Annotated in this window: 15 protein-coding genes; 10 read left to right on the top strand and 5 right to left on the bottom strand. The window is 36.4% G+C overall.

Annotated features, from left to right (window positions below; all coding sequences use genetic code 11):
• Nucleotides 1-69: 69 nt before the first annotated feature.
• From FHR28_RS08800 to FHR28_RS08790, 3 genes are all read right to left on the bottom strand, one after another.
• Nucleotides 70-1335 (bottom strand): DcaP family trimeric outer membrane transporter, encoded by a 1266-nt coding sequence (locus FHR28_RS08800; protein ID WP_166782393.1) that lies wholly within the window; start codon nt 1333-1335, stop codon nt 70-72.
• A gap of 108 nt (nt 1336-1443) precedes the next feature.
• On the bottom strand, nt 1444-2817 hold the full coding sequence (locus FHR28_RS08795; protein WP_004719899.1) for an MFS transporter: 1374 nt from the start codon (nt 2815-2817) through the stop codon (nt 1444-1446).
• A 461-nt stretch (nt 2818-3278) separates the two neighbouring features.
• Nucleotides 3279-4205: a LysR family transcriptional regulator gene (locus FHR28_RS08790; RefSeq protein ID WP_166782392.1), complete on the bottom strand. Its 927-nt coding sequence runs from the start codon at nt 4203-4205 to the stop codon at nt 3279-3281.
• A 282-nt stretch (nt 4206-4487) separates the two neighbouring features.
• On the opposite strand from FHR28_RS08790, the gene catA reads away from it, so the two are divergent.
• From catA to FHR28_RS08750, 8 genes are all read left to right on the top strand, one after another.
• Nucleotides 4488-5408, top strand: a complete 921-nt coding sequence (catA, locus tag FHR28_RS08785) for a catechol 1,2-dioxygenase (RefSeq protein ID WP_166782391.1) — start codon at nt 4488-4490, stop codon at nt 5406-5408.
• 81 nt (nt 5409-5489) lie between these two features.
• Nucleotides 5490-6890, top strand: coding sequence for a benzoate 1,2-dioxygenase large subunit (gene benA, locus FHR28_RS08780; protein ID WP_004719896.1), 1401 nt, complete (start codon nt 5490-5492; stop codon nt 6888-6890).
• Nucleotides 6887-7396 carry a benzoate 1,2-dioxygenase small subunit gene (gene benB, locus FHR28_RS08775; RefSeq protein WP_004719895.1) on the top strand — a complete coding sequence of 170 codons (510 nt, stop codon included), beginning with the start codon at nt 6887-6889 and terminating at the stop codon, nt 7394-7396. The genes benA and benB overlap by 4 nt, the downstream gene beginning before the upstream one ends.
• 109 nt (nt 7397-7505) lie before the next feature.
• Entirely contained in the window at nt 7506-8522 is a 1017-nt protein-coding gene (benC, locus tag FHR28_RS08770) for a benzoate 1,2-dioxygenase electron transfer component BenC (protein WP_151803075.1), read from the top strand.
• 27 nt (nt 8523-8549) lie between these two features.
• Complete coding sequence (benD, locus tag FHR28_RS08765) at nt 8550-9335, top strand: benzoate diol dehydrogenase BenD (RefSeq protein ID WP_004719893.1); 786 nt, start codon at nt 8550-8552, stop codon at nt 9333-9335.
• A 60-nt stretch (nt 9336-9395) separates the two neighbouring features.
• On the top strand, nt 9396-10622 hold the full coding sequence (gene benE, locus FHR28_RS08760) for a benzoate/H(+) symporter BenE (RefSeq protein WP_166782390.1): 1227 nt from the start codon (nt 9396-9398) through the stop codon (nt 10620-10622).
• A gap of 640 nt (nt 10623-11262) precedes the next feature.
• Nucleotides 11263-12561 carry an MFS transporter gene (locus tag FHR28_RS08755; RefSeq protein ID WP_166782389.1) on the top strand — a complete coding sequence of 433 codons (1299 nt, stop codon included), beginning with the start codon at nt 11263-11265 and terminating at the stop codon, nt 12559-12561.
• A gap of 109 nt (nt 12562-12670) precedes the next feature.
• Nucleotides 12671-13006: a hypothetical protein gene (locus FHR28_RS08750; protein ID WP_166782388.1), complete on the top strand. Its 336-nt coding sequence runs from the start codon at nt 12671-12673 to the stop codon at nt 13004-13006.
• A 138-nt stretch (nt 13007-13144) separates the two neighbouring features.
• On the opposite strand, the gene FHR28_RS08745 is transcribed toward FHR28_RS08750, so the two are convergent.
• Both FHR28_RS08745 and FHR28_RS08740 read right to left on the bottom strand, forming a co-directional pair.
• Nucleotides 13145-15175 (bottom strand): DUF4034 domain-containing protein, encoded by a 2031-nt coding sequence (locus FHR28_RS08745; RefSeq protein WP_228722040.1) that lies wholly within the window; start codon nt 15173-15175, stop codon nt 13145-13147.
• Nucleotides 15172-17067, bottom strand: coding sequence for a cytoplasmic protein (locus FHR28_RS08740; RefSeq protein WP_228722039.1), 1896 nt, complete (start codon nt 17065-17067; stop codon nt 15172-15174). Before FHR28_RS08740 ends, FHR28_RS08745 begins: the two co-directional genes overlap by 4 nt.
• A 167-nt stretch (nt 17068-17234) precedes the next feature.
• Between FHR28_RS08740 and FHR28_RS08735 the strand changes: the two genes are divergently transcribed.
• Together FHR28_RS08735 and FHR28_RS08730 are read left to right on the top strand one after the other, a co-directional pair.
• Nucleotides 17235-19016, top strand: a complete 1782-nt coding sequence (locus tag FHR28_RS08735) for an AAA family ATPase (RefSeq protein ID WP_166782387.1) — start codon at nt 17235-17237, stop codon at nt 19014-19016.
• Entirely contained in the window at nt 18997-19725 is a 729-nt protein-coding gene (locus FHR28_RS08730; protein WP_166782386.1) for an HNH endonuclease, read from the top strand. Before FHR28_RS08735 ends, FHR28_RS08730 begins: the two co-directional genes overlap by 20 nt.
• Nucleotides 19726-20675: the final 950 nt, after the last annotated feature.

Genomic DNA, 20675 nt, shown 5'->3' with positions numbered 1-20675 from the left:
GAATTCCAGAAGCCCTATTTAACGCATATTAAACAGGGCTTCTTTGGTGATCATACTGCAACGGATAACTTAGAAATTATAGATCGCAACCGCATTAAAACGATTGTCCTCACCTGTATCCTGTCCATTAGACGCTGCAACAAAGGCTTTACGCTCACCATAAACATATTCCAGACCAAAACTTAACGGCTTTTTCGGGCTATAAAATACATTGGCCCAAGCTTGCCAAAGTGTTTTATTGGCTTTGGTCTGATCACTCAAATATCGAATATAATCCTGATTTTCATCTGCTTTCATATAGCCATATCCCAATGTTCCTCGCCATTGTGAGTTAAACTGTTGCGTCACCCCCACAGTGATTGAGTCAAATTGATTCAGCGCCATGATATTTTTATTGGCATCTATAGCAAAGCCTTGGTTCGTCCATGACACTAAACTGGAATCACCTTTAACATGATAATAATCTGCTTTAAGTGTGGTTTTTGCAGAAATATCGTATTTTGCTCCAAGTCCAATACCCCAAGCGAGTTCATTATCAGCAACAGTCCTCTTTTCACTAACCATGCCTCGCAAACTCAATACACCCGCCCGATCAGCAAATGATTGATTTAGTCGAGTTGATAAAACCGGGATCCGCATATTCGATAAGGCATCTTTGGAATCTTCCAAAGCCGTTACCAGCTGTGTTTCTGCATTAAATTTATGGGTATAACGAATTTGTGCATCTCGTTTAACAGCGCCCCCCACATAACCCAAAGCATCAATTGTTTCTGGCATATAATCGGGAACTGCAAAGTTAGACCATGTTTGACCAATCAACCATTGACCATAATTAAAATAGGCATGGCGAATTCTAAGTCCATCATTCGCACCCAAGAAATCAACTTCTATTTTTCCTGAAATATCTTTGTCAGCAGTTTTAAAATCTAAACCTAAACGAGTCGCGGCAAGTGTTGATTTTAATTGATCACTACTTTCATTATGGCCTTTAAGCGGTACGCTATTGATCTGATTATAAAGTCGATCGGCACTTCCACCTTCAGACTGATACAATAGATCCGCACGGATATTCCCATATAGTGTTACTTCTGCACCAGCTTTTGTTCGTGCAAAGGTTTGATCTTTTGCCTGCGATACAACCTGTGCCGCTTTAACATTATTTTCCAATGCCACAATTTGCTTATTTTGCACGTGTTGCTGTTGTTCAATCATTTCACGTAATTGTTTAACTTCATTACGTAACTGTTCAACTTCTGTCATCGAATCTGCATGCGCCATATTTAGGCTAAGTAATCCCATTGACACCAAAATGATGTTGTAGTTAAATTTTTTCATTGTAGAAAGCATCCTATTCTCTACGATTGATTATTTTGAACCAGCCTTAATCCTCATGATTCAGGCTGAAATACCAAGTCAGTTTGTGCGTGAGTTTGGTTTACGAACTTAGTTAATTGTATTTCCAACAATATTTTTCTGAGCTGTTGGCGCTTCGGCCGTTTGAGTTTTTTCCACTGAAGCATTTAAATTCACAAAGAATATCGCTAGTGCTGCAATAAATCCTGGGACAGCGATAACAAGAAAATTCATTTGGTGAGGTAACTCTAGGGTCAACAATGCACCTGTTAAGACTGGTCCAACAATGGCACCAATTCGTCCAATGCCTGATGCCCACCCCATACCTGTAGAACGTACTGTTGCTGGATAAAATTGTGCAACAAAGGTATAGAGTAAAATTTGTGAACCAATGGTTGCTGCACCAGCAATTGCAATCAAGGTATAGAGAATGAATTGTGGGCTTTTAAAACCAAGGAAAATGAGCGCAATCGCACCAACCGTAAACATTATGGTCAATACGGGTTTAATATGAAATTTATCCGCCAAAGCACCACCACCAATTGCACCAACCATGCCACCAATATTTAATGCAAATAAGAAGATCATACTTGCACCCAGTGAATAGCCTGCTTGGATCATTAATTTAGGCAACCAACTTCCGAGTGCATAAACCATCAATAAACACATAAAGAAAGCAATCCAGAACATTACTGTGCTTGATCGACGGCCTTGCTGAAACAATGCACGTAACGGTGCTTCATCACCAGCGGTGACTTCATTTAATTCAAATTGAGTCGAGGAATGGATCTGTTGCTGCGGTGCAATTTTCTGTACCACTTCTCGCACTTGATCGGTCTTGCCTTGGTGAGTTAGAAACATCAATGATTCAGGTAAAAACTTCCAAATAAGGGGTAAAGCTAAGAATGGGATAATCGCGATATAAAACATGATTTTCCAACCATAATCGACCACCAGCCAAGCACCCAGCAAGGCAGATGTCATACCACCAATGGCATAGCCACTAAACATAACAGCGACCAGTGTGCTACGTATACGTTTAGGCGCATACTCAGTCATTAAAGCCACCACGTTCGGCATCACACCACCAATACCAAGTCCTGCTAAAAATCTGAGAATTCCAAATTCAACGGGTGTTGATGCAAATGCACCGAGAAAAGTAAATCCACTAAAAATAGCCACACAAATCATGATGGTTTTTTTACGGCCCAACTTATCAGACAGTGTTCCAAAACTCATTGCACCAAACATCATGCCAAAAAGTGCTGTACTGGCCAGCAAGCCTGCTTGTACAGCAGTTAAGCCCCACTCTTGCATCAATAAAGGTAAAGCTACGCCATAAATAACCAGATCATATCCATCAAAAATAATAATTAATAAACACCACAATAGAACCCCCCAATGAAAAGGGGTGAATTTTGCTTCATCCACGATGCGATTAATATTTAGTTTGCTCGTTTGCACTTTTGCCTCCTGCGGTGAAACGCTACGAAATTTTTTCAAACAATGAGGCAGCTGTTATTTTTTGTCCAAAACCGATTGCATATATATCCATACCTTAAAAGTCGGTTTAATATTTTTTGATGAATAAACAAGGGATTAAAAAGAATTATTAAAGAAATCGAGCTTTATATTTTTAATGATTTATTTTTTATTTTAATGATTATCTCGATATTTTTAGAGTTTTAGAATAAATCAATCGACTTGTTCTGATTTTTCAATATGTTACTTTTCACACAAAAGAACATCTATAAATAACTTTTCATTCAATGCTTGAACTGAATGGATTTTTCATAAATCGAAAAAATGATCATATGGCGTGAATAAAATTGGTATTGAAAGTCCCTTCTCCCTTGAGGGAGAAGGCTAGGATGAGGGGGATTTTATGCTGATTTATGATTATAAAAAAAACTTAGGAAATAAGCCTAATATATCGTCGTAAAGCTCGCACGATCATATTGAAAGCCTTCTAAATCATAAACCTGATAAATACAATCAAATAAAGACCGAATATTTTCACTTTCATCCATACAACGTATTGCCATAAAGATTGGGCTTTTTGCAGAGCTATCTAACAATGGGATATAGATTAAATTCGGCAATTGAATGGTTTTTGCACTCTCGGGCACAATACATACCCCTTCACCTGCAGCAACCAATCCCAAAGCCAGTTGAATTTCTCGAACTTCTTTTAGATTCTTAGGATCTAGACCATGCTCGGAAAACAGATGACGTACTTGAGTGGAAAAATTGGGCTTAGGGTGACTTGGGTAAAGGAATAAGTTCTCATCTTCAATATCGGCAAAATAAGTGCCTTTAGAATCTGTAGCGAGATGATGACTGATATGGACAGCCAACATTAATGGCTCCTCTCGTAACAAAACTCGCCTAATGGCAGGATCAGAAATTCTTAAACGTCCAAATCCAACATCAATACGCCCCTCTTTAAGCGCCTGAATTTGGTCTTTGGTACTCATTTCAATCAGCTCAATTTTTAAATGCGGCTGTTGTTGACGGAACATATAAACGATTTTGGGTAATAAACCATACAATAAAGAACCCACAAACCCCATTGTTACGGTTTTTTCGATCAAGCCAATTCGCTTGGTCATGGACTTTACTTCTTCGGCATTAGACAAAAGTTTAACAGCGTGTTGATAAAAAAATTGCCCCGCTTCTGTGGTTTTTAACGGACGGCTTCCACGTTCAAAAAGCGAGATACCCAATTCACCTTCAAGATTTTGAATCTGTCTGCTCAGTGGAGGCTGAGCAATATAAAGCTTTTCTGCTGCTTTGGTAAAACTTTGTTCTTCTACAACAGCAACAAAATAGCGCAAATGCCTGAGTTCCATCTCAAACTCCATACCTTTAAGATATAAAAAAATGCAAATTTGATCTTAGACAGCGATCATCCATTCTTTTAAGGTATATCAAAAGCAAGATGTAAAGCAAGACTGTAAAACTTTTGATATTCACAGCCAGCCAAAGAATCTCATTCTGTTAGCCCAATGAATCACTTTAATCAGTTCAAGCTTTAAATCTCGCACATGAAGAACATGGAAAGTGGGCAGCAAAGTTTCAAACGATTTTTTTCGTATGCAATGCCAAACCACGCATACTGCAGGAGATCTAGTATGAACCGTCAAGAAATCGATACTTTGGTCAAACAAATGAATGTAGACACTGCAACAGGTGCAGTCGATACACGTGTACAACAAGTAGTGGTACGTTTATTAGCTGACTTGTTGCAAGCCATTGAAGATTTAGACATTTCACAAAGTGAATTATGGAAAGGCCTAGAATATTTTACTGATGCAGGTCAAGCCAATGAACTTGGTCTTTTAGCAGCGGGTTTAGGTTTGGAACATTATTTGGATTTACGTGCTGATGAAGCAGATGCAAAAGCAGGTATCACAGGTGGCACACCACGCACCATTGAAGGCCCATTATATGTCGCTGGAGCGCCTGAGTCCGTCGGCTTTTCTCGCATGGACGATGGTTCAGAGAGCGATAAAATCGACACCCTATTTATTGAAGGTACAGTAACTGACACAGATGGCAATCTTATCCCAAATGCTAAAGTTGAAATTTGGCATGCCAACAGTTTAGGTAATTACTCTTTCTTTGATAAATCACAGTCAGATTTTAATCTACGCCGTAGCATATTGACTGATAGCAATGGTCAGTACGTTGCACAAACAACTATGCCCGTTGGCTATGGCTGTCCACCACAAGGGACGACTCAGTTTGTACTGAACAAATTAGGCCGCCATGGTAACCGCCCATCTCATGTGCATTATTTCGTATCTGCACCCGGCTATCGCAAATTAACCACACAATTCAACATCGAAGGTGATCAATACCTTTGGGATGATTTTGCTTTCGCAACACGTGATGGCTTAGTGGCAACAGCTATTGATATCAGTGATGAAGCTGAAATTGCCCGTCGTGGTCTCAACAAACCATTTAAACGTATTTCATTCAATGTAGCACTGGTAAAAGAACAACCTAAAGCACCATCTACAGAAGTAGATCGTCGTCGCGCAAGCGCTTAAACCCACACGCACGGAACCGAAATGTTTGCACTATTGCAGCACTTCGGGGACTTCCTCTCATTGGAAAGTCGGAGAACCCATATGCCACGTATTCCTGTTATAAATACCAGCCATCTTGATCGAATTGACGAACTTTTAGTCGATAATTTTGAAACGGGTGAATTTAAACTTCATCGTTCTGTTTTCACAGATCAAGCCCTTTTTGACCTAGAAATGAAATACATCTTTGAAGGCAACTGGGTTTACTTGGCACATGAAAGCCAAATTCCAAATAACAACGATTATTACACCACCACTATGGGGCGTCAGCCCATTATGATTGCGCGTAATCGCAATGGTGAATTAAATGCCATGATCAATGCGTGTTCACACCGTGGCGCACAGCTTTGCCGCCATAAGCGTGGTAATAAAGCGACTTATACATGCCCATTCCATGGATGGACATTTAATAACTCTGGGAAACTACTCAAAGTTAAAGATCCAAGCGATGCTGGTTATTCAGACTGCTTCAATAAAGAAGGTTCACACGATCTGAAAAAAGTAGCTCGTTTTGAAAGCTATAAAGGTTTCTTATTTGGCAGTTTAAATCCAGATGTACCAAGTTTAGAAGAATTTTTAGGTGAAACAACCAAAATCATTGACATGATTGTTGATCAATCTGAGCAAGGCTTAGAAGTTTTACGTGGTGCTTCAACCTATACCTATGAAGGTAACTGGAAACTGACTGCTGAAAATGGTGCAGATGGTTATCACGTTTCAGCTGTACATTGGAACTATGCAGCGACCACACAGCAACGTAAAGAAAAACAGCAAGAAAATGACAATGTCCGTGCAATGAGTGCAGGTGCTTGGGGCAAACAAGGTGGCGGCTCATACGGTTTTGAGCATGGACATATGCTGTTATGGACTCAATGGGCAAACCCTGAAGATCGTCCTAATTATCCAAAAGCTGATGAGTACACTGAAAAATTCGGTGCCCCAATGTCGAAATGGATGATCGAACGTTCACGTAACTTATGCCTTTATCCAAATGTCTATTTCATGGATCAATTTGGTTCACAAATTCGTGTATTGCGTCCAATTTCAGTCAATAAAACTGAAGTGACGATTTACTGTATTGCACCTGTAGGTGAAAGTCCTGAAGCGCGTACACGACGTATTCGCCAATACGAAGATTTCTTTAATGCTTCGGGCATGGCAACCCCTGATGACCTTGAAGAATTCCGTGCCTGTCAAGCGGGTTATGCTGGTATTGAGCTTGAATGGAATGACATGTGCCGTGGGTCTAAACACTGGATTCAAGGACCTGATGATGCGGCCAATGAAATTGGCTTAAAACCTAAACTGAGTGGTATTAAAACAGAAGATGAAGGCTTATATCTTGCCCAACATCAATACTGGTTAGAAATGATGAAACATGCCATTCAATCTGAAAAAAATCTTGCTCAACAAGAAACATCTCAGCAAGGAGCAACAGCATGAATGCAACTGCAAACATCGATCAAGTTTCTTTAGAAAATATTGCGCAATTTCTCTACCGCGAAGCACGTTTTTTAGATGATGAACAATGGGATCAATGGCTCGCCTGCTACTCACCCTCGGCATGTTTTTGGATGCCTGCTTGGGATGATGATGATCGTTTGACCGAAGATCCTCAGTCTGAAATTTCTTTGATTTATTACCCTGACCGTCAAGGTTTGGAAGACCGTGTTTTTCGGATTAAAACTGAACGTTCTTCGGCAACCATGCCTGATACACGCACTTGCCACAATATTAGCAATATTGAAATTATCGAAAGAGATGGTGACAAAGTCACAGTCCGCTTTAACTGGAATACACTGAGCTTTCGTTACAAAAACAGTTATAGCTACTTTGGTATGTCTCGTTATGTCATCGACTTTTCTGCTGCACAACCACAAATTCTGAATAAATATGTGGTGCTAAAAAATGACTACATCAACCAAGTTATCGATATTTACCACCTCTAATTTTTTATCTCGAATTGTGTAAACAAAAATATGAGGTGTTTGCTTTAGCCAAATGGAAAGTTGGCTAAAGCACTCAAAAGTTTTAAAGATTTTTATAGGATTTTCAGCCATGTCAAACCACAATGTTGCTCTTCAATTTGAAGATGGCGTAACGCGTTTTATCTCAGTTACACAAGGTGAAACTTTATCTGATGCAGCATATCGCCAGAAAATCAATATTCCTTTAGATTGCCGTGATGGTGCCTGCGGTACATGTCGTGCTTTTTGTGAATCTGGTTCGTTTGACATGCCTGAAGAAAGTTATATTGAGGATGCTTTAACACCAGAAGAAGCTGAACAAGGCTATATCTTGGCCTGCCAATGTAGACCTACTTCTGATGCCGTATTTCAGATTCAAGCTTCATCTGAAGTATGCAAAACCGAAATTCATGCATTTCAAGGTACATTATCTCGTGTTGAAAAGCTCTCTGATTCCACCATCACTTTTGATATTCAATTAGATGAAGGCCAACCCGATATTCATTTTCTTGCAGGTCAGTATGTCAATGTGGCAATTCCACAAACCACTGAAACGCGTTCTTATTCATTCAGTTCAAAACCCGGAAATCGCTTAACAGGCTTTGTGGTACGTAATGTTCCAAATGGAAAGATGAGTGACTTTTTAAGTGCAAATGCCAAAGCGGGCGACAAAATGACCTTTACTGGTCCATTTGGAAGTTTTTACCTTCGTAATGTAGTTCGCCCTGTCGTTATGTTGGCAGGCGGTACAGGTATTGCACCATTTATGTCGATGTTACAAGTGCTTGAAGACAAAGGCTCACAACACCCTGTGCGCTTAGTATTTGGAGTAACCAATGATTTTGACCTTGTAGCACTTGAAAAGCTCAATGAACTGCAAAATAAACTGCCATGGTTTGAATACCGTACAGTCGTTGCACATGCTGAATCAACACATGAACGCAAAGGTTATGTGACAGGTCATATTGACAATGACTGGCTAAATGGCGGTGACGTCGATGTTTATTTATGTGGTCCTGTTCCTATGGTTGAAGCTGTTCGAGGCTGGTTGGATACTGAAGGGATTAAACCTGCAAACTTCTTATTTGAGAAATTCTCTGCAAACTAAAATCGTACTGTTCAGGAGCTGAGAAGAATGTCAGATCGCCAAAGATTTAAAAACAAAGTTGTCATTGTTACTGGTGCCGCACAAGGTATTGGTCGTGGTGTCGCCCTACAAGTGGCAGCGGAAGGTGCGCATGTGGTTATGGCTGACCGTTCAGAATATGTCGAAGACGTGCTTGTTGAAATTAACAAAAATGGCGGTGATGCAATCACCGTCAATGCAGATCTGGAAACTTTAGCGGGTGCTCAAGCTGTCGTTGCTAAAGCTATTGAACGCTATAAGCGTGTTGATATTTTGATTAACAATGTCGGCGGTGCAATTTGGATGAAACCGTTTCAAACGTTTTCTGAAGAAGAAATCATCAAAGAAGTGCATCGCTCACTATTTCCAAGCTTATGGTGTTGTCGAGCAGTCCTGCCCGAAATGATCAAAAATCAGAAAGGTACCATTGTTAATGTATCTTCTATTGCAACATGTGGGATTCATCGAGTGCCCTATTCAGCCTCCAAAGGTGGTGTAAATGGTCTAACCACAGCACTTGCATTTGAACATGCCAAAGATGGTATTCGGGTTAATGCTGTTGCGACTGGCGGTACAGAAGCACCTCCACGTAAAGTCCCTCGTAATACTATGGCATTGACCGAAAATGAAAAACAATGGATGCAAGATGTGGTAGATCAAACCATTGATCGCACTTTTATGGGCCGTTATGGTTCGATTCAGGAACAAGTCAATGCAATATTATTTCTTGCGTCTGATGAATCCTCTTATATGACAGGTACTATTGTTCCTGTAGGTGGTGGTGATCAGGGTTAAAACTGGTCTCCTTTTTATGTAGCAGGATCATTGAAATTCAATGCATGGAGGCTTTGCCCAATGGCATCCCTGTTCAAAACGTTAAAACAAGATTTGTCTTTGTCAGCGACAGTTGCAGGATTTTTAGCTGTACTGATTTCTTATGCAGGGCCAATGATCATTTTTTTTCAGGCCGCTCAACAAGCCAATGTTTCCTCAACCATGATGGCATCATGGATCTGGGGGAGCTCTATTGGCGCGGCAATCACTGGAATCATTTTATCCATTAAGTTTAAAACGCCGATTATTACCGCATGGTCAGCACCGGGAACGGCGCTCTTGGTGGCTTTATTTCCGCATATTTCTCTGAATGAAGTTGTTGCAGCCTATATAACTTCTGCAATCATTATTTTTATCATTGGGATTACTGGTTCTTTTGACAAACTTTTAAAATGGATACCACAAGGGCTGGCAGCAGGAATGATGGCTGGAATTCTGTTCCAGTTTGGTTTAGGTCTGTTTAAAGCTACTGACACAATGCCCTATGTCGTTTTTGGTATGCTGATCTGCTTTTTACTAGCAAAACGCTTTTCACCTCGCTATGCCATAATTTGGGTATTATTTTCAGGTATTGCACTCAGTTTTATCTTTGGAAAAATCAATACAGTAGCAATGGATTTTTCATTGGCAGTTCCTGTTCTGATCAGTCCAGAATGGACCTGGTCTTCTACACTAAACCTTGCAATTCCACTTACAATTGTCAGTTTAACGGGTCAGTTCTTGCCGGGTATGGCAATTCTCAAACTGAATCATTACGACACACCTGCTAAACCGATTTTAAGCATAGCCAGTATCACCTCTATTGCTGTGGCTTTTACTGGTGGAATCACGATTGTGTTAGCAGCGATTACTGCTGCACTTTGCACGGGTAAAGATTCGCATGAATTGAAAGAAAAACGCTATATCGCAGGTATTGCCAATGGCATCTTCTATATTTTAGGAGGATTATTTGCAGGCAGTTTGGTGATGCTATTTAGCATACTTCCCAAAGAACTAATTGCAGCACTTGCTGGATTGGCCTTACTCGGAGCAATTACCACCAATCTTGGTATTGCAATGAAAGATGAAACACAACGAGATGCTGCCATCATTACCTTTCTTGCCACTGTATCGGGTATGCATTTTTTAGGATTTAGTTCGGTTTTCTGGGGAATTTGTATTGGCATGATCGCACACTTGATTTTAACTCGACAACAATCAAAGGCTGTCATTCCAACCCCAGTACAGGACTCACCGCAAAGTCAATAAACCAGCATATTCACTTAACAATCAGCATATTCACTTAACAATCAGCATAAAATCCCATGCAGTTCGATGGGATTTTTCTATCATGACATATTGTGGGATATAACCAAGTTTCGCTTTATGAAAGCGCCATTTCTTACAGTTAAATCTTAAAGTATTTTACTGTTGCTTATTGGTGATTTCTAAATACCAAATCGTTTCACCCCAATCACTATTTTCAATTTTTGGAAAAATTTCTCCTTGTTCAAAATAACGAGATTGAGATTTGTTTGCTGGCCTTCCCAAGCGTATAATTTTTTACCTTTTGGAACAGTGTATTCCAAATATTCACCATTACTATTCCAACTTGCCCATACAGCAAATCTATCTAAAACCCAGTTTGATAATTAATTATTTTTTTCATTTTTACAATATGCAATTAACCAATAAATTCTCATATTACGCAAATTAAAACAAGAACATTCGTGCATTAATTTATAGATATAGCTGTATTAAGCTGTGTATTTTTTGTACCAATACCGTATTTGTATAATCGTTTAATCTTAAAATCAAAATGCAAAATCCAAACAGTTTGAAATGCAAAAAATTTGATTTTTCACATTTTAAAGACATAAAAACCGTAGCAGCATAATAAGGATATTCTATGACTGAAACACATATATATCAGCCACATGAAAAACGTAATCGTGTCATGGCTATCGTTGGGGCTGCTTCTGGTAACTTGGTGGAATGGTTTGATTTCTATATTTATGCAGCATTCGCAACCTATTTCACCCACGCATTAACTGCTCCAGATATGGATGACTCCACAAAAGCAATTTATGTGTGGGGCGTCTTTGCTGCTAGTTTTTTCATGCGCCCCATAGGCAGTTGGCTCTTTGGCTGGATTGGCGATACCTATGGACGTAAAAAATCCATGATCATTTCTATTACCTTAATGGCAATCAGTTCATTTTTATTTGCAGCACTCCCAACTTATGATCAAGTCGGTATGGCAGCACCATTTCTATTATTGGCTGTACGTCTGTTACAAGGACTTTCAGTGGGTGGTGAGTATGGTACAGTTGCAACCTATATGAGTGAAGTTGCTTTAAAAGGTCAACGTGGTTTTTATTCCTCTTTTCAGTACGTGACACTGTCGGGTGGACAACTTTTAGCAAGCCTTTTAGGCGTGATTATGTTGGCCCTTATGTCTAAAGAACAATTAATGGACGGTGGCTGGCGTATTCCATTTGTTATTGGTGGTGTCGTTGCCATTCTTTCATTCTTTGCGCGTCGACATTTAAAAGAAACCTTATCTGAAGATGATAGTGCAAAAGAAGGTTCAGGCAGTTTAAAAGAATTACTCAGCAAGAACTGGAATACTTTCCTACTGGTCGTTGGTTATACCTCTGCGGGTTCATTGTGTTTTTATATCATCACAGTATATTCAAAAACCTATATCACCAGCCTTGGTTTTGCCGACAAAACGGTCGGCTATATGATGACCATTGCCCTATTTGTGTTTATGTGTGCACAACCTTTGTTCGGGATGCTGGCAGATCGAATCGGTCGTCGTGCTTCAATGATGCTCTTTAGTAGCAGCTGTGCCATTTTTATCTATCCTGTCATGGTCATTGCGATGCCGTATTTTAGCGGTTCAGCTTTTATTGTGACATTATTACTGATCTTCTTAATGATGTTACTCAGTTTCTATACTTCAATTAGTGGTTTAGTTAAAGCAGAAATGTTCCCGCCACATATTCGAGCCTTGGGAGTCGGTTTTGCCTATGCAGTCGGTAATGCAATCTTTGGTGGTTCTGCTCCTGCCGTTGCATTAAAGCTAAAAGATATTGGTCATGAGAATAGCTTCTTTGTTTACGTGATTGTCATGCTGATTATTTGTCTTTTCTGTAGCATGCAACTCCCTAAACAGCCGAAATATTTACACCATGATCATTAAGCTCAACATTTTAAGGTCTGTTTTTACAGACCTTTTCTTTTAATACATGCCTTTTGTTGTAAAATATCCGCGTATATACAATAAAGTCTTATTAAATTTTGAGGAAAAGATGAAAAAAATATTGTTTGTTCTTAGCTGTATTTCAATCAGTCATTTTGCCAATGCTAAAACACAAAACTATATACTGACCAATGGCGGTGGTGTTGATGACAATGGTTTGCTGTTAAAAAATACCCAAGGTAAAACCATTTACGCATATTGCAATCAAAAGTGCGGGCAATGGTTTGACCATGATGAAGAAACAGGCGGTCAAATTTTAAAAAAGGAATATATTGAAAAAAAGGTCCAAGCAGATATTCAATTTGAAAAAAATGCAGATCGAGTTGCTGGTCCTAGTGCAGATGAATCTTTTTACTTCATTAAACAAATCAAATTTATTGAATAATTTAAAAATAAATCATGACATTAGAATCCGCTCACCCTTCTAAATGTCATGCGCTTTATGCCCTTATTTTGATACTCTAAATTTAGAGGGATCAAATCCTTAGACTTTATGTGTTAATAATAAATCAATAGAAATCAACTAAATTAAAACATCTTGGCGTCCAGGTATGTCTGAAGCAGTAATATTGGTAATTGTTTGGTTATACTTTTTGATACTGCGCTTGGTATTTCCCATGATTTCATATAAAATCTCTTTGACAAGGTCATGCTCTGGATCTTGTAGATAAGCCGCCTGACACCACTTAACTGCTTCAGCATAGTCATAATAATGAGGTCGATTTTTAAGATCAAAATGTAGTCTTGCTATCGCACACATTGCAGCAATATGGCGTTTATGTGCTTTTGTTTTTAAAACTGCAATCATTTGCTCTGCAATTTCAGGATAATAGCTAAAATTAAATAAGCGCGTGACATAAATATCAATCAGATCATTCAGCAAATCAGAATTAATATAACGATGATCTTGTTGCGACTTCTCTAAGCCTAATCGGCTCTGTTCAAAATACCCTAAGCTCTTTTTTAAATATTCTTTAGGTTGAGATTGGTTTTCATCCATACTTAAATTTAGATAGTGTATGCCCATATTATACATGGCAATATAATGACCTTGGTCTGCTGCTTTTTTTGCATAATATAGTTCTTGATTCACATCATATAAGGCATGTTCAGCCAAAGAATGAATATAACCTGCACTAAAACAACAATATACAAAGCCTAAATCTGCACCTTGATGTAATAAATCAATGATAAAAATATAGCCGTGATCATCATCAAAATTGTTTGCGACACGGAAAAAACAACAGTAGCGCCCTTCAGGATAAGCTTTTGGTGCTTCTAATAATTTTGCCTGTTCGTACCAAGATTGAGCAACCAATGGATTTTTTTCAACACTAGACCAACCATGTTGGCATAGAAAACCATAAAGAACCGCAGCACTGGCAAGACGCTTCCGATTGGACAATGCAATTCGGCCTAGAAAATCTGAATCTTGAGCATTATGTCGCCAAAAATAAATTGCGCGATCAAGCTCATACTCATCGAATACGGGATAATCTGCAGCATGTTGATAACAAGATAAAATTCTTGGATCATTTTCATCTAACAGATAATAGAAATATGCCAATTTTAAATAGATGACTGCTCGATTACGTTCCGTTAAAGGTCGTTTTAAGATTGCTTGGGCTTTTTGGATATATTTTTTTATTTCAAGTGTCTGATCTTTATCAAAACTTGTATCAAGCGTATCAAACCACACGATATAATTTAATTCACTTTTTTCGATTTCGCTAAAATGTTGACACCAATCCGACTGAGCAAAATCAATAATGGCCTGATGATCATGTCCCCATCGTGGCAAGAGATACCAGCAATAATCTCTTACTGCAAGCAAGCCAAAACCTGATTCTTCTATAAATATTTTTAACCAAAAAGCGGCATCTGCTTGAGGTAAATCAATTTCTTCTTTCAAATTTAGATATTTTTGTAAAAGTTGAGGCACATCTTGGGGTAAATCAATTTTTAAATCTTGATTTAAGCCACTTTTTTGCGCCATTGCTTGGGCTGAAGGTTTTATTTTATGGACTAAATTTGAAGGATATCGACGCTTAAGCATCCACTCTGCAAACCATTCAGGTTCATCCAAGTGAACTGCCGAATTTAATAAATGCAGTGCAATTGTCCATGTCTCCGCACTAAATGCAAAAGCTTGCATTGCAGAAGCATACAACTGCTTTTGCGCCTCTCTTGCACAATCCCACATTTCATCTGTAACATTGCTTGACCATTCTTGCCCACGATATTCAGCTGCCCAAAAAGCCCAATAACGCACACGAACAATATAAGGGAAAAAGCTTTCTGGAAAAGCCAAATGCCATTCATTGATATGTTTTAATGCTGTTATGCCGTGATTTAAGAATATGTCCTTAAACATTTGTTTGGGCTGATCAAACCATTCATTTTCCCAAAGCTGCAGCGATTTATAACTTCGACTTTGCCATAACACATTGAAAAAATTTTCCAATTCTGCATAGTTTTTATTTTCCAATAAACCTTGCGGACAATGGATATCTTTACGAAATACTTCATGGGTATATTCAGATTTAATCATCATTCAGCTACTTTGTTTTTATTATGGGTTGAGAATAAATCAATATTCCATGAATAAAGTGACCAATTATTTGGATATATGGATTGATATAAGTGTAAGTCTTGCTTTGCAGAGCGATCATAATTTTCAAAATCTGAATGTTTAAACATCAAATACAGCTCACGCCCTGCGACATATTTCTCGCCCATATCCTGCCAGCTAGAACAACAGTCTTGAATAATCTTCGATGAAGCAACAATATATTGCCATGCATCATATTCCTGTAATTCATAGAACTGCACCAATAACCGTATAGTAAATATTTTTTGAATATGGCTAAACACCAAAATATCTCTTAAATAACTTGCAGTACCAAATTCACTACTTGAATAAAGATTTTCTAATTGAGCGATTTGAAAATATTGATTTAAAAAATAACGAATCTGTTTCTCTTTAGAGCCTGCTTTTTTCTGTTTGATATTTAACAATTGATTTAAATGTTTTTTATATATTTCTGGATGCTGTTCAAAATGCGCTAAAGTTAAGTTATCCACCTGATACCATTGAATATGATTACGGAAATAAATCAGATCACCAGTTGCAAGCATCCATTGCTTACGATTGTCCTGCTTTAAATTTAACAGCATCCAAGGCAAAGCAATGATAAAGACGATAATTTTAATCATCCAACCAAGCAATGGAATCTTGCTTAAACCATATAAAGTCTGAATCAACCAGAAATAAGGCTTAAAGATCACGCTCCACAGCGATTTGTTTGACTTTGCTTGACTTAACTCAACCTTTAAATCAAATTTTTTCTCAGCTTGCTGTTGATTTGTATAAGCAACGATCTCTTCTATATATTTTTCTGATGGGTGCCTGATATGTTCTGGACGATTTAGTCCCAGCAAAAGATGCTGAATCACATGGGTTTGATGATCATATTGTTCCAATAAATGTTGATTTTTCATCAATAACGTTTCAATTTTACAAGGATCATCCAATTCATGAAAATAGAAATACAAGGCTTGATTGACATGATCCGTTGAACCCTCATTTATCTCAGGTTCATAGACGATCCCCATGCTTAAACAATCTGGGTTATGATTATTATTTGGTAGAATATGATTTAAAAATAATAAGACATCATCTGTATATTTTTTAACTGGTGCTTGATTCTGCTTACCTTTAATCTGCTCAATACACCACACTTCACCATCCCATTCTAAACTGATGGTAACATGTGGCTTATTGCTTGAATCCCTTAAGCTAAAATAACGAAATATTCCCTGCTCTTTTTGCGTTACATAGTATTCACCATAGCCATCTTTCAATTCAATCAGGTTGCTAAACTGCCCTAAACAGTGCTGCATATAACGTGATTCAAAAGCCATTTCCTTACGCAACAACATTCCTATTGCCGTAATTTCAATAAACTTGCCTGTATTTACAGTTAAAACTTCATCAATTGCCTGCTCACTGCTGTCCCATTGCCCTTTTTCTAAACGCTTTTTCATTGCTTCATGATCTTTATGCCAAGCGTCTAACACTTGCTCATAGGTCATTTTCATGAATTTACCTTTTAAATTGCTTTTTAAACGCGAATTAAAAAACTCTAAAATGGGCTTTTCCAGCTCCAAAATCTGTTCATGTAAAGGATCAACATACAACATCTGATGTTCTGGCTGTTGTTCAAGCTTGTTCAAAAACCATGTAGGAATAGGCTGCGGAAGTTGACAAATTTTCCAAGCAGAAACCGAATTTACATAAAAAACTGGATTGAATTGTTTAATCACATATTCAAAGAATTTTTTTTCAAACCACTGAGTAATTTCTGGATCATCTTTACGGCGTTGACTACGCTCTACAATTGTTTTTTTAACTTCAGGGGCATTGACAATATCACGTGTTTCCATGCTGTTCCAATTTAACTTATTTCTAGTACATTTGATTTTTATAAAAAATATTCGAAATGATCGAAGTATAACGGTTCTCTCTTATCAACTTCCAACAAATTTCTACGTTTCCGAACAAACAGGCCCATAAGTAACAAAATTCTCCTGTAAATTTATGAACTTAAAAATTGTACCTATTTTTTCTAAAGCATAATGAGTTAGTATTCATTCAAATTAAATTTTATGCCATACATAAGCTACTTAAAATTAAGTTTGACTTTACTAATGATAACAATAATTTCATAAAATTTATTACAAAAATTATTTCACCTGAAGTAAGAATTTCAAACGAAGAAATAATTGAATATTGTAACTCTATTGAAGATTTAACTAAAAAAGATAATTTTATTTTTCAGGTATGGGATTACAAACCAACCACAAAATTACCCATTTATAGATTAGTTCAAAACAGTGAATGCAGCGATTATATAAGAAACATTCCAAAAAACAAAATACTATTTCATCTAGACAACACTACTATTAATTATCAAATAATAGGTTACCCTTGTTTTATTCTAAGCAATATAAATTTTAATGATTTTGGGAACTATTCAAATTTTTTCTTAGATTACTTTCCAGAAAATGATAATAAAGTACATATTGGTCGCCTAAAAATTATCAAAAAAAATGATTTCAATACAATACAAGTAATTCCAAATACATTTACTGAGTTAGATGATTACTGTTCAATTGGTGAGGATATATCTTATTATGAAAACCTGAAAAAAATATTTGGTGACTTATTTTACTCAAAATTAAGAGCTTTAAAAGATTGTTCTTTTTTTCATGATACTTTAGAGTTTTTTGAAAATGATGATAATTTTAAAAAATCAATTATAAGAGATAACGAACAAGAGCGACTTATACGTCGTGCAAAATTAGAAATAAATAAATATGACCTAGAAAATTTATATAAATTTACTTTTAAATTTAAACCCAAATATGATGAAAAATTTACAGATATAGAATTTGACTTTGATGAGGATTCTTGGATATCTAATCGAATAATAACACTTATTGGTAAAAATGGATGTGGAAAAACTCAGCTACTTTCTAAACTTCCCCTTGAATTATCACAAAAAAATCAAGAATTTTTTTATCCCAAACTACCTCAATTTGGGAAAATTATCGCTGTATCTTATAGTATTTTTGATAATTTTACTCTACCTAAACCCGACTTTGACTTTAACTATATAAGTTGTAGCTTGAGAGATGATAGTGGGAAATTGCTAACAAAAGAAGATTTGACTACTCGGTTAATTCAATCATGTAGAAAAGTTCAAGAAGCTAATCGCACAAAAAAATGGTTAAAAACCATTTCTACATTTTTAGATGAAGACATTGTTCGAAACTTAATATCAGAAAATGATTCTCAGATTAGAAATATTAATTTAACGAAAATTAGTGATACATTAAAAATTCTTAGCTCAGGACAGAATATTTTACTTAACATTATTACCGAAATTATAAAAAATATCAGATACGATAGTTTGATTATATATGATGAACCTGAAACTCATTTACATCCTAATGCTATTTCACAACTAACAAATACACTTTATACACTCACACAGGAATTTGAATCATTTTGTCTAATTGCCACTCACTCTCCATTAGTAGTACAAGAGATGTTAGCTAAAAATGTTTATATATTGGAAAAGGAGCAAAATAATCTATATGTTAGAAAACCAAATTCGGAAACTTTTGGTGAAAATTTAACAGTAATCACGAATGAGATTTTTGGTAATAGAGATGTTCCAGATTATTTTAAAATTCAACTCAAAAAATTAGTTTCTTCAGGGTTATCTTACGATAGAATCTTACAAGAAATTCAATCACCAAATACTGAAGTTAGTTTAAATGTCAATTTATATTTAAAAAGCCTTTTCGATGAAAAACTTAAAAAATAATCTCTCTTTAAGCTCTATTGATTTTATGCGTCTAGTTGTATCTTCCAAAAGAAACACAACAGATGACTCAGATCGAAAAAATAGGCTTCTAAATTTGATCACCAAAGTTGATCCTACATATTCTAACTACGATAGCAAACTTAGTACTAATACATTATCATCACTTACTAAGCTATTTTTATCTAGTATAGAAGAAGCTGATCTTTTAAGTTTATATTCCTATAAAAATAGTGTACTGACAAAATTTAGGCGCCAGATCTCAACTGATATATCTTCAACTTATCAAGCTACTTGCCAATATTGTACTGTTAATAGCTTAGATCACTTTATCCCTAAAGATTTATTTCCTGAATTTTCAGCGCATCCCAGCAACTTGATCCCTTCTTGTACTGAGTGTAATTCAAAAAAACTTGTTCGATGGATTAACAATAACCAACATATTTTTCTTAATCTGTATATTGATTTACTTCCTAATAATCAATATTTATTTGTCGAACTTAATGTTATTTCTTTAAATAATATTGACATAAATTTCAAAGTTGATAATGTTAATAACATTCCGATTCCACTTTATACAATTATAAATTCACACTATACAGAATTAGATTTATTTCAAAGATTTAAAGATAAATCTAGTGATGTTGTTATAGAGTTAACCAACTCTATCCAAGCCTCATTAAATAATGGAATATCATTACCAACTATTTAGCAAACTATTTTAGAAACTTGTAGTTCAGACAAGCAACATAAAGGTCATAATTACTATCAGATAATCTTAAAAGAGGCTCTGATTCAATCTAATAATTACATATCATTGTTTCAAATATCCTAGTCTATTCTAGTTATAGAGTTGGATAATTCAAATAAATATAGTTTTCTTCACAAAACTGCAAAATACTGGATAAACCGACCAACTATCCTTGTTCGTTGTGTACCAGCCATTCCTATTCCTAACGTACCACGCAAGTTAAAAAACTCTAGATTAGCAGAAACGTACAGAAAATAATTTACAGGCTCTAGATGAATAATACTTCTCAAAAAAACGTTCAATTTTTATTGAAATATAATTGCATGTAAATTAATTGCGTATTCCACTCAATAGTTATGCCACTTATACGTATATGTCTATCACAAATCTTATTTACTTTGTTTAACAGTCTGTAATGATCAAGTAAAAACAGACTTTTGTAGATAATTTTTTGTTAACACTATTGCTTTGAAGGAGGACTTCCCCATAGTATAAAGGAGGACTTTCCCCATAGTATAATTATTTGTAGGAATCATAAAAGATGAAAAATGGAATTATATTTAAAGTTTTTTTTATCCTTACACCAATTTTTATTAGTGGATGCCAAACCATTTTTGAACATATGTATCGCGTTTGATAGCTTTCATTTGGGATATTCAGTATTATTCGACACTATAGGTAATTTCCGCACAGCATATCTAGTTTACTCTGAGTAAAAAATATATTTGAGGAATTTTTATAGAGTCCAATTTGACTTATCGGGCTCTATGTCATTCCATTAATACTAGCGTTCAATTTAGTCTAATCACAAAAAAAGCAACTTGATTAAGAAGTACATACTTTGAACTACTATAGGCAAGATGCTTACTTGATTTAGTCTATAAATTCATGAAAGTTCTAAATATTTACGT

Origin of the sequence: Acinetobacter sp. BIGb0196 (assembly GCF_011759595.1) — a bacterium.
GTDB lineage: Bacteria > Pseudomonadota > Gammaproteobacteria > Pseudomonadales > Moraxellaceae > Acinetobacter > Acinetobacter guillouiae.
Note: the sequence above shows the minus strand (reverse complement) of the source record. Positions and strands in the feature narration are given on the sequence as shown.

Coding starts and splice junctions, on each gene's coding strand:
- FHR28_RS08800 (WP_166782393.1), bottom strand. CDS start 1,335: ATGAAAAAATTTAACTACAACATCATTTTGGTGTCAATGGGATTACTT.
- FHR28_RS08790 (WP_166782392.1), bottom strand. CDS start 4,205: ATGGAACTCAGGCATTTGCGCTATTTTGTTGCTGTTGTAGAAGAACAA.
- catA (WP_166782391.1), top strand. CDS start 4,488: ATGAACCGTCAAGAAATCGATACTTTGGTCAAACAAATGAATGTAGAC.
- benA (WP_004719896.1), top strand. CDS start 5,490: ATGCCACGTATTCCTGTTATAAATACCAGCCATCTTGATCGAATTGAC.
- benB (WP_004719895.1), top strand. CDS start 6,887: ATGAATGCAACTGCAAACATCGATCAAGTTTCTTTAGAAAATATTGCG.
- benC (WP_151803075.1), top strand. CDS start 7,506: ATGTCAAACCACAATGTTGCTCTTCAATTTGAAGATGGCGTAACGCGT.
- benD (WP_004719893.1), top strand. CDS start 8,550: ATGTCAGATCGCCAAAGATTTAAAAACAAAGTTGTCATTGTTACTGGT.
- benE (WP_166782390.1), top strand. CDS start 9,396: ATGGCATCCCTGTTCAAAACGTTAAAACAAGATTTGTCTTTGTCAGCG.
- FHR28_RS08755 (WP_166782389.1), top strand. CDS start 11,263: ATGACTGAAACACATATATATCAGCCACATGAAAAACGTAATCGTGTC.
- FHR28_RS08750 (WP_166782388.1), top strand. CDS start 12,671: ATGAAAAAAATATTGTTTGTTCTTAGCTGTATTTCAATCAGTCATTTT.
- FHR28_RS08745 (WP_228722040.1), bottom strand. CDS start 15,175: ATGATGATTAAATCTGAATATACCCATGAAGTATTTCGTAAAGATATC.
- FHR28_RS08740 (WP_228722039.1), bottom strand. CDS start 17,067: ATGGAAACACGTGATATTGTCAATGCCCCTGAAGTTAAAAAAACAATT.
- FHR28_RS08730 (WP_166782386.1), top strand. CDS start 18,997: ATGAAAAACTTAAAAAATAATCTCTCTTTAAGCTCTATTGATTTTATG.